The 14,569-nt window shown below is 73.9% G+C and carries 8 protein-coding genes; 4 read left to right on the top strand and 4 right to left on the bottom strand.

Annotated elements, in window-relative coordinates:
• Positions 1-135: 135 nt before the first annotated feature.
• On the top strand, positions 136-1,710 hold the full coding sequence (locus ACYVK7_RS06580) for a phytoene desaturase family protein (RefSeq protein WP_460886879.1): 1,575 nt from the start codon (positions 136-138) through the stop codon (positions 1,708-1,710).
• Between the two features lie 51 nt (positions 1,711-1,761).
• Here ACYVK7_RS06580 and cydC read toward each other — a convergent pair whose 3' ends face one another.
• From cydC to ACYVK7_RS06560, 4 genes are read right to left on the bottom strand one after another with little or no spacing between them, the layout of a single operon-like run.
• Positions 1,762-3,726, bottom strand: coding sequence for a thiol reductant ABC exporter subunit CydC (gene cydC, locus ACYVK7_RS06575; protein ID WP_460886878.1), 1,965 nt, complete (start codon positions 3,724-3,726; stop codon positions 1,762-1,764).
• Positions 3,723-5,645, bottom strand: coding sequence for a thiol reductant ABC exporter subunit CydD (cydD, locus tag ACYVK7_RS06570; protein WP_460886877.1), 1,923 nt, complete (start codon positions 5,643-5,645; stop codon positions 3,723-3,725). Before cydD ends, cydC begins: the two co-directional genes overlap by 4 nt.
• A 22-nt stretch (positions 5,646-5,667) precedes the next feature.
• Positions 5,668-6,717 (bottom strand): cytochrome d ubiquinol oxidase subunit II, encoded by a 1,050-nt coding sequence (gene cydB / locus ACYVK7_RS06565; RefSeq protein ID WP_460886876.1) that lies wholly within the window; start codon positions 6,715-6,717, stop codon positions 5,668-5,670.
• 55 nt (positions 6,718-6,772) lie between these two features.
• A complete protein-coding gene (locus ACYVK7_RS06560) occupies positions 6,773-8,269 on the bottom strand; it encodes a cytochrome ubiquinol oxidase subunit I (protein ID WP_460886875.1) in 1,497 nt (498 codons plus the stop codon).
• Positions 8,270-8,680: 411 nt separating this feature from the next.
• On the opposite strand from ACYVK7_RS06560, the gene ACYVK7_RS06555 reads away from it, so the two are divergent.
• The 3 genes from ACYVK7_RS06555 to ACYVK7_RS06545 all read left to right on the top strand — a co-directional run bounded on the left by ACYVK7_RS06555 (position 8,681) and on the right by ACYVK7_RS06545 (position 14,535).
• Complete coding sequence (locus ACYVK7_RS06555) at positions 8,681-12,481, top strand: Rne/Rng family ribonuclease (protein ID WP_460886874.1); 3,801 nt, start codon at positions 8,681-8,683, stop codon at positions 12,479-12,481.
• 193 nt (positions 12,482-12,674) lie between these two features.
• Positions 12,675-13,829, top strand: a complete 1,155-nt coding sequence (locus ACYVK7_RS06550) for an acyltransferase family protein (protein WP_460886873.1) — start codon at positions 12,675-12,677, stop codon at positions 13,827-13,829.
• Between the two features lie 85 nt (positions 13,830-13,914).
• Positions 13,915-14,535 carry a thymidine kinase gene (locus ACYVK7_RS06545; protein ID WP_460886872.1) on the top strand — a complete coding sequence of 207 codons (621 nt, stop codon included), beginning with the start codon at positions 13,915-13,917 and terminating at the stop codon, positions 14,533-14,535.
• Positions 14,536-14,569: the final 34 nt, after the last annotated feature.

Below are 14,569 nucleotides of genomic sequence, written 5' to 3'. Positions count from 1 at the left end.
CTCGGCGTCCGGACCAGGACCTCACCGTTGCTGGCGAGGTGACATGACCGTACCCGCCCCTCGCGCGATTGTCACGATTAGGTCACATACCAACTTGTGATGGAACCTCGCTGGTAATCAGTGCCCCATGCGACTATGACGGGCATGCCTGACTCCACGCGTTCCCGGTACGACGTCGTCGTCGTCGGCGCAGGTCACAACGGACTCACCGCGGCGGCCTACGCGGCACGTGGCGGCCGCTCCGTCCTGGTCCTCGAACGAGCGGACCATGTGGGCGGCGCCGCCGTCTCCGCCCGGCCCTTTACCGGAGTGGACGCGCGGCTCTCGCGATACTCCTACCTCGTGTCGCTGCTCCCGCGCCGGGTGGTCGAGGAGCTCGGCCTCCCTGTCACGCTGAGGCGCAGGCGCTGGTCCTCCTACACGCCGGTGGCCGAGGGCGGCCTGCTCGTCGACGGTCAGGACGACGCCGCCACGCGCGCCTCGTTCCGCCGCCTCACCGGCGCGGACGACGACTTCGAGGCCTGGGTGCGCTTCTACACCATGACCGCCGAGGTGGCCCGGCGTCTCGCCCCGACGCTCACCGAGCCGCTGCTCCCGCGCGCGGAGGTGCGGGACCGGGTGGTCGACGGCGTGGGGGAGGAGGCCTGGCGCGCCCTCTTCGAGGAGCCCCTCGGAGCGGCGCTGCGCGGCACGTTCGCGCACGACGTGGTGCGCGGCGTCGCGGCCACCGACGGCCTGATCGGCACGTTCGCCGACGTCGACGAGCCGTCCCTGCGGCAGAACCGCTGCTTCCTCTACCACGTCATCGGTAACGGGACCGGCGACTGGGACGTGCCGGTGGGCGGCATGGGCGCGGTCTCCGGCGCCCTGCGCGACGCCGCCGTGGCGGCCGGTGCCGAGATCGTCACCTCGGCGACCGTCACCGCCGTGGACCCCGGCGCGTCGGGCGCCGACGTCACCTGGACCGATGCCGACGGGCGGGTCCGCGGCGCGACCGCCGGGCACGTGCTCGCGGGATGCGCCCCGGCCGAGCTGGAGCGCCTGCTGGGCGGCGAGGCGCCGGAGCCCGGCCCCGAGGGCGCGCAGCTCAAGGTGAACATGTTGCTCACCCGGCTGCCCCGGCTGCGGGACGACGTCGACCCCGTCGCCGCGTTCAGCGGGACCCTGCACGTCAACGAGTCCCTGACCCAGCTCCAGACCGCGCACGCGCAGGCCGCCGCCGGACGCATCCCTGACCTGCCGCCGAGCGAGATCTACTGCCACACCCTGACCGACCGGAGCATCCTCGGGCCGTCGCTCGCGTCGACGCATGCCCAGACCATCACCCTGTTCGGGCTGCACATGCCGGCGCGCCTCTTCCGCGCGGACCCCGACGGCGCCCGCGACCGGGCGCTGCGGGCCACGCTCGCGTCCCTGAACTCCGTGCTGGCGGAGCCCGTCGAGGACGTGCTCGCCCTGGACGCCGACGGAGCACCCTGCCTGGAGGTGCGCACCCCCGTCGACCTGGAGGGCGACGTCGGGCTGCCGGGCGGCCACATCTTCCACCGCGACCTGAGCTGGCCCTTCGCGGAGGACGGTGCCGACGCGGGGCGCTGGGGCGTCGAGACCGAGCACCCGCGGGTCCTGCTCGCGGGTGCGGGCGCCCGCCGCGGCGGTGGCGTGAGCGGCATCCCGGGCCGAGCGGCGGCCATGTCGGTGCTGTCGAGTTGACCACAGCAGTTCCTGCCGCGGCGGGCGGCCAATGGGCAGGAACTGCTGTGCTCAACTGATCGGGGTCTCCTGGGTGGTGGACCAGGCGTAGGTCGGGTTGCTTGTCAGGAGGTCGGGGTGGGGGCCTCGGGATCCGACCCGGGCCGGGGCGGTCGAGGCGTCGTGAGTCAGCAGCAGCACCTCGTCCGCCACCGCCAGCGGGGTCAGCCGGTGGGTCGCCAGCAGCACCGCCCGGCCGGTCCCGCGCGCGTGCGCCGCGACGGCACGCACCAGGGCGTCCGCGGTCTCCCCGTCGAGGTGCTCGGCGGGCTCGTCCACGAGTAGGACCCGTGCAGGACTCAGCAGCGCGCGGGCGACCAGGAGTCGGCGGCGCTCGCCGCCCGACACAGCGGCCGCGTCCGTGCCGACGACCGTGTCCAGGCCCTCGGGGAGTGCGGCGAGCCAGGCTCCGAGCCCGACCGCGTCGAGCGCGGCCCGGGCCTCCGCGGCCGTGACGTCGCCCCGCGCGACCCGCAGGTTCTCCAGCACCGTGGTGTCGAACAGGTGCCCGTCCTCCCCGACGAACAGCGCGCTGCCGGGCCCGGCGGGCGGTGGCACAGGCGTGGGCGTTGTGGTCGGTAGAACGTCAGGTGATCGGTAACTCGGGCTGCCGATCATCTGACGTTCTGCCGACCACGCTCGGTGCGCCTGTCCTCGGTGCACCCGACCTCCCAGCGGCGGGATCAGGCCGGCCGCCGTCATCAGCAGCGTCGTCTTGCCGACGCCGGACGGTCCGGCCAGCGCCACGACAGAGCCCTGCCGCAGCGTGAGGGACACGCCCTCCACCACGGCGCGCGGCCCACCGGCAGCATCAGGCCCACCGGCAGTCCCGGGCCAGCCGGCGGCGACGTCGTCGAGCACGAGCAGCGTGTCGCCCGCCGCCGGCGACACGCTGCTGCCCGCGCCCGTTTCCCGCGACCGGACGTGCCCGTCCGTTCCCCCGGACCGGACGCCCCCGTCCGCTTCCCCGGACCGGACGCCCCCGTCCGTTCCCCCGAGCAGATCCGCAGCGGGCAGCAGCTCCAGCAACCGCCCCGCGGCCGCCCTCGACCGGTGCAGCTGGACCGCGGCCGTGGGGAGCCCCGCGGTGGCCTCGAACACGGCGAGCGGCGTCAGCACGATGACGGACAGCGCCTCGACGGACAGCGACCCCGACAGGGCGGCCGGGATCCCGAGCGCGAGCGAGGCGAGGACCGCGAGCCCTTGCGCGAGCGCGCCCAGCGCCGCGGCGAGCCCGGAGGTGCGCGCACCGTCGTCGGCGACGGCGGACAGACGAGCGTCGGCCGCGTCGAGGTCCGCCAGGCGCGCTCCGAACCGGCCGGCGACGCGCAGCGCCGCCGACTCCTCGAGGATCTCCAGGGACAGCGCCGTCACCTCGCCCCGCACCACCGCGCCCCGTGCCTCGGTGCGCGCCGCGGCCCGCGCCGCGAGCCACGGGGTCACGATCCCCGCGAGCACCAGGCACAGCGCAAGGGCCACACCCGCCGCGGGCAGCAGCACGCCCAGCAGGATCACCGACCCGAGCGACGTCACCACCGCGACCCCCGCCGGCACGAGCGCGCGGACCACCACGTCGCCGACGTCGTCCACGTCCTGGCCGATCCGCGCCAGGAGGTCGCCGCGCCGCACCGTGACCGGACGGTCGTGCGCGGCGAGCCGGTCGTACAGGTTGGCGCGGAGCGCGGCCATGCCCCGCAGCGCCACGTCGTGCGAGGCGAGGCGCTCGCAGTAGCGCAGCACGCCGCGCCCGATCCCGAAGGCCCGCACCGCCACCACGGCCACCGACAGCGTGAGCACCGGCGGCATCTGGTACGCCCGGGCGACGAGCCAGGCGGCAACGGCCGCCAGCCCGATCGCGCAGGCCAGGGCGAGGACCCCGAGCCCTACCGCTCCCGCGACCTTGACGGGCCGGACCTCCAGCAGCGGCAGGACGCGGCGCAGCGGGTCGGCTGCCATGGGTCGTGTCGAGGTGGTCATCCTGCCTCCCGGCCGGTCGCGGTACGGCCAGCGGGTACCGGCGTGCGGTCGCCCGCCGGGGCCGGCGCCGGTCCGTCCGCAGGGTCCGGAACCGTGCCCGGGTCCGGAACCGCACCCGGGTCCGGCGCCGAGCGGACGTCGATCACCTGGTCGGCGAGTCCGAGCAGCGACGCCCGGTGCGCGACGACGAGCACCGTGCGTCCGGCGTCCCGCCAGGCGCGGACGGTGTCGAGCACCGCCTGCTCGCCGCGCGCGTCGAGGTGCGCCGTCGGTTCGTCGAGGACGACGAGCGGCTTGCTCGCAGCGTCGTCCAGCAGGGCGGACGTGAGCGCCACGCGCTGTCGCTGGCCCACCGAGAGCCCCACGCCGCCGAGCCCGACGCGGGTGTCCCAGCCGTTGGGGAGCGTTTCGACCACGGCGTCGAGCCCGGTCAGGCGCGCGGCCTGGGCGAGGCCGGTCCCGGTGCCCGGGGCCGCGCCGTCCAGCACCACGTCACGCAGGCGCCCGGGCGGGATCGACGGACGCTGCGGAACCCAGGTGAGGGCTGCCCACCAGGCGTCGAGCTCGCCGGCCCGCAGGTCCGCGAGGTCCCGGAACGCGCCGTCGGGTGCGACCAGACCCACCCGTCCGGCGTCCGGCGCCAGCAGTCCGAGCGCCACGAGCACCGCCGTCGACTTGCCGGACCCGCTCGGTCCGCGGAGCGCGACGACCCGACCGGCTCCCGTCGTGCCCGGCCCGAGCGGGATCCGCGCGGACAGCCCCGCGGGGGCGACGACCCCGCGTCCGGCTGCCCGCACGGAGGCCCCCTCCAGCACGAGCTCCTCCGCGACCACGCCCGGCGCCGTCGTACCGGGGGCGGCCACCGGCCGGTCCGCGGCGTCGTCCGCGGTGGAGAGCAGCGCGAACGCCCGGGACGCGGCGGCGACCCCGTCGACCGAGGCGTGGAACTCCGCCCCGACCCGCCGCAGCGGCAGGTACACCTCGGGCGCCAGCACGAGTACCGCGATCGCGGGCTGCAGCTCGACGGCACCCTCGACGAGCCGGAGCCCCACCCCGACCGCGATGATCGCGACCGACAGCGTGGTGAGCAGCTCCAGGACCATCGACGAGAGGAACGCGATGCGCAGCGTGCCCATGGTCGCGGTGCGGGAGGCGTCCCCGAGCGTGCGCACCCGCTCGCCCGGCCCGGACGACCGGCCGAACGCGCGCAGCGTCGGCAGCCCGGCGACGAGGTCGAGCACCTGGGTGCCCAGCCGTTCCACGGTGGCCAGGCGCCGCTCGGACGTCCCGGCCGTCAGCCGCCCGACCAGTACCATGAACAGGGGGACGAGTGGCAGGGTCACGACCAGGATCACCGCAGAGATCCAGTCGAGGCCCAGCACCACGACGACCAGGGCGGGCGTCAGCAGGGCCGTCAGCACGAGCTGCGGCACGTAGCGCACGAGGTACGGCTCGAGCGCGTCGAGCCCGCGCGTGGCGAGGGTCGCCACCTCGGCCTCCTGGCTCGCGCCGCTCCCGCTGCCCGACGGCGGCGCTCCGGCCCCGCCCGCCGGGGACCCGTCCGGCGTTCCGCCGCCTGACGCCCCGCCGTCCGGCCGGGGACCGCGCAGCGCCCAGGCCTCGACCACGGCGCGCCGGAGCTCGGCGATCGTCCGGGCGGCGGCGCGCAGCGCGTACCGTTCCTGTGCCCACGCGACGCCCGCCCGCCCGGCGACCACGAGCGCCAGCCCGGCGAAGGACCAGGTCAGCGCGGTCCCGGACAGGTCGTCCCCGCGCACCGCCGGCGCCAGCAGGTCGGCGACGAGCAGGGCCTGCGCCACGATGAGCGCGGCGGCGGCCACGCCGAGGACGACGGTCAGCGCGACGTACCAGCGGGCCGCGCGGACCTGCCGCAGCAGGCGGGGGTCGATGGGCTTCATGCGTTCGTGCTCCCGTCGTGCCTCAGAACGCCGCGTCCTTGATCTTCTTCCAGGTCAGACCGGCGGGCGCGGGGATGTGGTCCACGGTCAGCCGACGCCGGAAGACCCAGTACGTCCAGCCCTGGTACAGCATCACCAGGGGAGTCAGCAGCACGGCGACCCAGGTCAGCACGGTCAGGGTGTACGGGGTCGACGCCGCCTCGGCGACGGTGAGCGAGCTGCCCCCGCCCAGGCCCGGCATCACGTCCGGGAACATGGACCCGAAGATCAGCACCGCCGCGGCGACGATGGTCACCGCGGAGAGCCCGAACGCGTACCCCTCCCGGCCGGCGGCGTTGGCGCGCGCGACGCCGATCAGCGCGAGCGCGCCGACGGCCACGACGGCCCAGGTCCAGGCGACCGAGAACGAGACCTGCGTCCAGACCGCCCAGACCCCGGCGACGGCCAGCGCGACGAACGTCAGCACGCCGGCGAACCGCCGCGCCCGTACCCGGATCGCGCCGTCGGTCTTGAGCGCCACGAACACGGCGCCGTGCAGCAGGAACAGCACGAGCGTCGTCAGGCCGCCGAGCAGTGCGAACGGGTTGAACAGCGCGCCGAGCCCGCCCACGTACTGGTGTGCGTCGTCGAGCTGGACGCCGCGCACCAGGTTCGCGAACATGACGCCCCACAGGATCGCGGGCACCCAGGAACCCACCTGGATGGCGACGTCGCAGCGGCGCGCCCACACGGCGTCGGAGATCTTTCCGCGGTACTCGAAGGCGACCCCGCGCACGATCAGCGCCACCAGGATGGCGAGCAGCGGCAGGTAGAAGCCGGAGAACAGGGTGGCGTACCACTCGGGGAACGCCGCGAACGTGGCACCGGCCGCGGTGATCAGCCAGACCTCGTTGCCGTCCCAGACCGGGCCGATGCTGTTCACCAGCACCCGCCGCTCCTTCTCCCGGTGCGCGGCGTCGCCGCGCGGCAGCAGCGACATCAGCATCCCGACGCCGAAGTCGAAGCCCTCCAGCACGAGGTACCCGGTCCACAGAACCGCGATGATGACGAACCACACGATGGCGAGGTCCACGGTCACGTCCTTATCTCTCTGGCAGGTCGGTCAGGTCAGGTGGGGGAGCCGGGCGTCAGTAGGCGAAGGAGAGCGGACGGTCGGTCTCGTCGCCCGCGGCCTCGGGCGACTCGTCGCGCACCGTCGAGGGCACGCCCTCGACGGCGTACCGGTGGATGAGCCGGTACCAGATCACGCCGAGCACGCCGTAGAGCACGGTGAACACGATCATCGAGGTGAGGATCATGGCCGGGCTGACGACCGTGGAGACACCCTGCATGGTGAGCAGGCGGATCTGGTCGATCCCCGTGGGGTTCGGGGCGACCACCCAGGGCTGCCGCCCCACCTCCGTGAAGATCCAGCCGAACGACGAGGCGAGGAACGGCGTGGGGATCGCCGCTATCGCGATGCGGGCGAACCACGGGTTGTCGCTGACCCGGCCGCCGCGCGTGAACCACAGGGCCGCAAGGGCGAGCAGCGCGGACCCGGCGGCGAACCCGATCATGAGCCGGAAGCTCCAGTAGGTGACGGCGAGGTTGGGCGTGTACGAGATGGGGTTGCCCGCCTCGTCCGTCTCGCCGAACCGCTCGGCGTACGTCTCCTGCACGTCGTTCACGCCCGGCAGGTAGCTCTCCGGCCCGGAGAAGCTGCCCGTGCCGAGGTAGCTGGTCACGCCAGGCACCTCAAGGATGTGCCGCACGCCCTCGCACGAGTTGGACAGGTCGCCGATGGTGAGGATCGAGAAGTTCGCGCTCTCCGTGCCCTCGCACAGCGCCTCGGCCGACGCCATCTTGCCGGGCTGCTGCTCGTACATGAGCTTGCCCTGGAGGTCGCCCGTCACGCCGACGCCGATCCCGGCGACCAGCATGACGACGGTACCGAGGAGCACCGCGGGCCGGTAGACGTTCCGGGCGAGCTCGACGTTCTCCGCGCGCTTGGTGCGGGCCAGGCGCACCATCCACCAGGCGGCGATGCCGGCCACGAAGGTTCCCGCGGTGAGGAAGGCGGCGGCGACCGCGTGGGGGAAGGCCGCCCACAGCGTGCTGTTGGCGAGGATCGCCCAGATCGACTCCATCTCGGCGCGGCCGGTCTCGGGGTTGTACCGGGCGCCCACGGGATGCTGCATCCACGAGTTGGCGGCCAGGATGAAGAAGGCCGACAGGTTCACCGCGACGGCGACTGCCCAGATGCAGGCCAGGTGCACGCGCTTGCTCAGCCGGTCCCAGCCGAAGATCCACAGCCCCAGGAACACCGACTCGATGAAGAAGGCGGCGAGGGCCTCCATCGCGAGCGGCGCGCCGAACACGTCGCCGACGAAGCGCGAGTACTCGCTCCAGTTCATCCCGAACTGGAACTCCTGGACGATGCCCGTGACGACGCCCAGCGCGAAGTTGATCAGGAACAGCTTGCCGAAGAACTTGGTCAGCCGCAGCCAGCGCTCGTTCCCCGTACGGACCCAGGCCGTCTGCATCACGGCCACCAGGGGTGCGAGGCCGATCGTGAGCGGCACGAAGATGAAGTGATACACGGTGGTGATGCCGAACTGCCACCGTGCCAGGTCGAGAGCTTCCACTCCGGGCTCCTGTGGTTTCTCCGAACGGTCCCGGCCTCGCCGGTGCGGACCTGATCCAGCAGGCCACGCGCTGTCGCAGGGCTCGTCCGTCGCTTGTGAATGTCTTCACAAGCCACTGTACACGGGCTTGGGCGCTCGCAGAGCAGGCCCCGTCTCCTGTGCGATACTGGACGAACCCGCGTGGGCCCACATCCCCCGCGCGGCCTGCAGAGTCCAACACTGCCCGCGATCCGCACGCGGTGCCGCTGTCACGACAGAACGTGGCCGCGAGCGTCCGCGAAGATCACGGGAACAGGGCCGCAGCCGAGACTTCCGTCCGGTGTGTCGCTTCGCCGCGACGCGTGACCGGACGACCGACCGCCTGGCGGTCCGCATGGTGTGGAGCGGACGCCGGCTACAGGAGCACCTCACGTGACGCCTTCCAGCACCACCGGTTCGACCATCGGGTCACAGGATGATCACGACGCACCTGAGGCGAACGCCCAGGTCACCACTGGTGGGGAGGCTCCGGCGGACGCCACGCCGGCCAAGCGCCCGCGCCGTCGGGCCACCAGGTCCGTCGTCTCGACGGCCACCGTCGAGCCCATCGTCGTCGGGTCGTCCGGCGCCTCCGAGACCCCGGCCGAGGCCCAGCCCGTGACCACGGGCGGCACCGCCGTCGTGGCGACCTCCGCGACCGCGGAACCGGCCGCCAAGCGTCCGCGTCGGCGAGCGACCCGGGCTGTCTCCTCGCCCACCGCGCCGGCCCCCGAGCAGGCAGAGCTGACCGCTCCCGAGCCGGTCGCCGCGGATTCCGTCCAGGAGACCGAGCAGGTCCCGAACGAGACAGAGATCACTCCCGAGACCGCACCGGTCGCCGAGCCCGAGGCCGCCGACGCGGCCGCGCCGGCGGCTGAGACCGCCGAGACCGCCGCGGAGCCCGCGCCGGTCGTGACGCCGGAGCCCGAGACGCCGGCCGAGGAGTCCGCACCGGCAGGCATCGTGCTGCCGGAGCCGGTGGAGCCCCGTGCCGAAGCCCCCGCGCACGACGTGACGAGCCTCGACGACATCGTGCTGCCCGGTGGCCCGGCCGCCGAGCCCGAGAAGGCCGCCCCGAAGCGCCGTAGCCGCAGGAAGGCCGAGCCGGTCGCGGAGCCCGCCGCCGAGGCGGCCGCGGAGCCTGCCGCCGAACCGGCTGCCGAGCCCGCCCCTCGGCGCGCCCGGTCGCGCCGCAAGCCCGTCACGAGCGAGCCGGCCGCTGAGCAGGCGTCCGCAGCGGAGGCCCCCGCCGTGGCCGAGGAGGCTCCTGCCGTCGAGGCGTCGACGGAGAGCCCTGCCACCGAGGCGCCGGCCGAGTCCGCGCCGCGGACCCGGGCCCGCCGCAGCCGCCGTCCGGCATCGGAGCCGACCCCGGCTCCGGTCGCCGAGCAGCCCGCCGAGCCGGCGGCCGCCGAGCCCGCGGTTGACAAGCCCGCCGAGCCCGCGGCCGACAAGCCCGCCGCCGAGGCGCCGGCGCAGCCGGCGTCGCCCGTCGGTACCGCCTCTGGCGCGCGCGCTCCGCGCCTCGCCACGACGGCGCTGCTCTTCCAGGCTCCTGACGAGTCCGCGGGGCGCCGGTCCCGGCGCGCGCAGGCTCCCGCCGGGCCGCCGCGTCCGCAGGACCTGACGCCGCAGTTCGCCCGTCCGGTCGCCCGTCCCGTCGAGCCGGCCGCCGAGGCGCCCGCGGCACGTGCGGCCGAGCCGGACACGGAGCGGCCGGCCCGGGCTCGGACCGAGGTCAGCACGGCGCCGGAGCTCCAGGCCGCGGCAGAGGCTCCGGCCGAGCCGAGGGCGCGCCGGTCCGGGTCTCGCCGGGCGGTTCGCCGCACGGGACCGAGCACCGAGCCTGCCGCGCGGTCCGAGGCGCAGGACACCCCGCAGCACGCGCCGGCCGAGCCGGCGAGCGATGTCGCGCAGGCGCCTGCCGGTGCCGAGCCCGCCCCGGTCGCGCCGCAGGTCGCCGCCGCCCAGCTCGAGAACCTGAGCGAGGACGACGCCGCGGCGGTCGACGAGGTCGGCGCCATCGAGGAGGAGCTCGCCGCCGAGGGCGTCGCGCTCGAGGAGCTCGCCCCGGCGGACTTCGAGGAGTACGACGACGAGGAGGTGCGCCCGTCGCGCCGCCGTCGTCGCCGGGGCGGGCGGGGCCGCCGTGGCGGCCGCGCGAACCGCACGGACGACGGGGACGACTCGGCCGACGAGGAGCAGGACGACGACGGCGAGGAGGACGCCCAGGCGTCCGCCGAGGACGAGGGCGACCAGGACTCGGGCCGGGAGGACACCGGTGACGGTGAGGACGAGGGCGGCAGCCGCCGCCGTCGGCGTCGTCGCCGGGGCACGCGTGGTGAGCGCGCCGAGGCGGCAGCCGTCCGCTCGGGCCGTTCCGACGAGGTGACTGCGCTCAAGGGTTCGACGCGTCTCGAGGCGAAGCGCCAGCGTCGCCGTGAGGGCAGGGACCACGGTCGTCGGCGCCAGATCATCACCGAGGCCGAGTTCCTCGCGCGCCGCGAGTCGGTGCAGCGGTCGATGATCGTGCGCGAGAAGGACGGCCGTACGCAGATCGCGGTGCTGGAGGACGGTGTGCTCGTCGAGCACTACGTGTCGCAGCAGTCGCAGGCGTCGATGGCCGGCAACGTCTACCTGGGCCGGGTGCAGAACGTGCTGCCGTCCATGGAGGCCGCGTTCGTCGACGTCGGCAAGGGCCGTAACGCCGTGCTGTACGCGGGCGAGGTCAACTGGGACGCCGCGGGCCTCGAGGGGCAGCCGCGCCGGATCGAGCAGGCGCTGAAGTCGGGCGACTCGGTGCTGGTGCAGGTCACCAAGGACCCGATCGGTCACAAGGGTGCCCGGCTCACGAGCCAGGTCACGCTCGCCGGCCGCTACCTGGTGTTCGTGCCTGGTGGCGGCATGACCGGGATCAGCCGCAAGCTGCCCGACACCGAGCGGTCGCGCCTCAAGAAGATCCTCCGCGAGGTGGTCCCCGAGGGTGCCGGCGTCATCGTGCGCACGGCCGCCGAGGGAGCGAGCGAGGACGAGCTGCGCGCCGACGTCGAGCGTCTGCAGGGTCAGTGGGACGCGATCCAGGCCAAGTCCAAGAAGGCGAACGCTCCTGCCCTGCTGCAGGGTGAGCCGGACATGGCCATCCGCGTGGTCCGCGACATCTTCAACGACGACTTCTCGTCGCTGGTGGTGCAGGGCGAGGGCGCGTGGGAGGAGATCGCGCACTACGTCGAGGAGCTCGCTCCCGACCTGCGTGAGCGCGTGTCCAAGTGGGTCGAGAACACCGACGTGTTCCACGTGCACCGCGTGGACGAGCAGCTCGCCAAGGGCATGGACCGCAAGGTCTGGCTGCCCTCGGGCGGCTCGCTGGTCATCGACCGTACCGAGGCGATGACCGTGGTGGACGTCAACACCGGCAAGTTCACCGGCGCGGGCGGCACGCTCGAGGAGACCGTCACACGGAACAACCTCGAGGCGGCCGAGGAGATCGTGCGGCAGCTTCGCCTGCGCGACATCGGCGGCATCATCGTCATCGACTTCATCGACATGGTGCTCGAGTCCAACCGTGACCTGGTGCTGCGCCGCCTGGTCGAGTGCCTCGGCCGGGACCGGACCAAGCACCAGGTGGCGGAGGTGACCTCGCTGGGCCTGGTCCAGATGACGCGCAAGCGCGTGGGCCAGGGCCTCGTCGAGGCGTTCTCCGAGACGTGCGAGCACTGCAAGGGCCGCGGCTTCATCGTGCACGAGGAGCCCATCGAGAAGTCTGGCAACGGCACGGGGTCCGGGGGCTCGCCGGCGCCGGCCGACGAGAGCGCGCGCTCCGCACGCACGCGCCGCAAGCGCGGCAAGGACAAGGCCGCGCCGGCGGCAGAGCCTGCCGCGCCGGTCGCCAGCCTGCCCGAGGAGCGGTCCGAGGCGCGTGAGGCCGTGAAGGCGACGCTCGCCACGATCGCCGCTGCCGCGCAGCACGCGCACGAGCCGAAGGATCCGGCTCAGGACCGTCCCGTGACGCTGGACCAGATCCAGCTCCCGACGGGTGGCTCGCCCGCCGCTTCGGCGAGCTCGGGCTCTGCCGAGTCGCCTGGCTCCGCCGACTCACCCGCCGACGCCGCGCAGCCGGCGAGCGAAGCGCCGGAGGGGGGCTCCGGCACTGGGCAGCCGGAGCCGCCCAAAGGAGCTGGCGACGGGGTCGCCTGAGCACAAGAAGGGATTCTGGGCGAGGCTCTTCGGCCTCTGACCTGACCTGGACGAGGGTCGCCACCGCGAGGTGGCGGCCCTCGTTTTTTCGTGCCCGGAGGTCTCTCTGCCGCATCTCGCTTGCGGCTGGACGTCGTTCTGTGGTTCATTAGTGGAGTAATGAACCACAGAAGCAAAGAACCACGGAGACGAGATGACCACGACCGTCGTACGGCCGACCACCGCCCGGCTGGGCCATGTCGACAACCTGCGGGTGCTGCTGACCGTGCTGGTCCTGGCGCACCACAGTGCCCTGACCTACGGCGCGCTCCCGCTCTGGTACTGGACGGAGCCGAGCAGCAGCCCCTCGGGCGTCGCGCTGATGCTGCTGGTGATCGTGAACCAGCTCTATTTCATGGGCTTCTTCTTCCTGCTCTCCGGCCTGTTCGTGCCGGGATCCGTCGACCGCAAGGGCCCCGGCGCCTTCGCCCGTGACCGCCTGCTCCGGCTCGGGCTTCCGCTCGTGGCGTTCTGGCTGGTCGCGCGGCCGGTGCTGCACCTGAGGGAGTGGCCGGAGCGCAGCGCCGAGGGCGAGTCCCTGCTGCACTTCTGGTTCACCGTCGGTGACGCCGGGCCCCTCTGGTTCGTCGAGGTGCTGCTGGTGCTGTCGCTCGCGTACGCAGCCTTCCGTGCGCTGCGCGCCCGGCTCGGCGCCCGGTCCGGCGCCCGGTCCGGCGAGCCCGGCGCTCTGCCCGCCGCCGAGGTCGAGCCGCGGCCGGTCCGCCTCCGTGCTGTCGCCGGACTCGTGGTCCTGCTGACGATCGCGACGTTCCTCTGGCGGCTCGTGGTGCCGGCCGGCACCTACTGGGAGTTCGGCGGTCTGCCCTCTCCGGCGTACCTGCCGCAGTACGTGACCCTCTTCGTGGTCGGGTTGCTGGCCGGGCGGCGCGGGTGGCTCGCCGCGCTCACCGTGCGGCAGGGCTGGGCGGCCCTGGTCGTGGCGGTCGTCAGTGTGGGGGCGGCGCTCGGTACCGCCGTGCTCTCCACGGCACCGGGTGCGGGAGCCCTCGTGCAGCTGGGCGCGTCGCTCGCCGAGAACGTCTTCGCCGTGAGCGCGGTCGTGACGCTGGTGGTGCTGTTCCGCGAGCGGTTCTCGGGCCGGCCCGCCTGGGCGCGGTTCGCGGCGCGGAACTCGTTCGCGGTGTACGTGATCCACCCGCTGGTGCTCGTCGGCGTCGCGATGCTGCTCGCGCCGCTGGTGGCTCCCGCGGGCGTGAAGTTCCTGATCCTGCTCGCGCTCTCCGTGCCGCTGTGCTGGGGGCTCGCCCACCTGCTGCGGCGGGTTCCCGGGGTGTCCCGGGTGCTGTAGGCGTCCGGCGCGCCCTGCCGCAACAGCACGGTCTCGACGTCGGTGGCCATGTGCGGCAACGTAACGGAATGCTTGACTGGCAGCCATGAAAGAAGACGGTCTGGGCGCCGGGCGCCTCGAAGTGATCGCAGGCCCCATGTTCGCGGGCAAGTCCGAGGAGCTGCTGCGCCGGGTGCGACGCGCCAGGATCGCCCGGCGCGGGGCGCTCGTGGTGAGCCACGCGCTCGACGCTCGGCGGGGCGTCGGCCGGGTGAGCTCGCACTCGGGGCAGGGGGTGCCGTCCCGCACGGTGTCCGACGCCGCGGACATCCCCGGCCTGCTCGGCACAGGTTCGGGCACGGGCACCGGCTCCGGCCCCGAGCTCGTCGCCATCGACGAGGCACAGTTCTTCGGGGCCGGGCTGGTGCCGGTGGTCTCGGAGCTCGCGGGCCACGGGCTGGTCGTGGTCGTGGCGGGGCTGTCGGTCACGTTCGACGGGCAGCCCTTCTCACCCTTGCCCGAGCTGATGGCGCTCGCCGAGTCGGTGGAGAAGCTGACCGCCGTGTGCTCCGTGTGCGGTGCGGACGCCGCGTTCCACGTCCGGGTGGCGGGGGCGCCGCCGGTGCCCGACGCCGGCGGGCAGGGAGGCGCCCTCGTGCCGGTGGCCGAGCACGTGGGTGGGGCGGAGTCGTACGAGGCGCGCTGCCGGCGGCACAAGGACACGTAGTCGGTAGATCGTCAGGTGATCGGCAACCCGGGTT

The organism is Promicromonospora xylanilytica (assembly GCF_054782895.1).
Note: the sequence above shows the minus strand (reverse complement) of the source record. Positions and strands in the feature narration are given on the sequence as shown.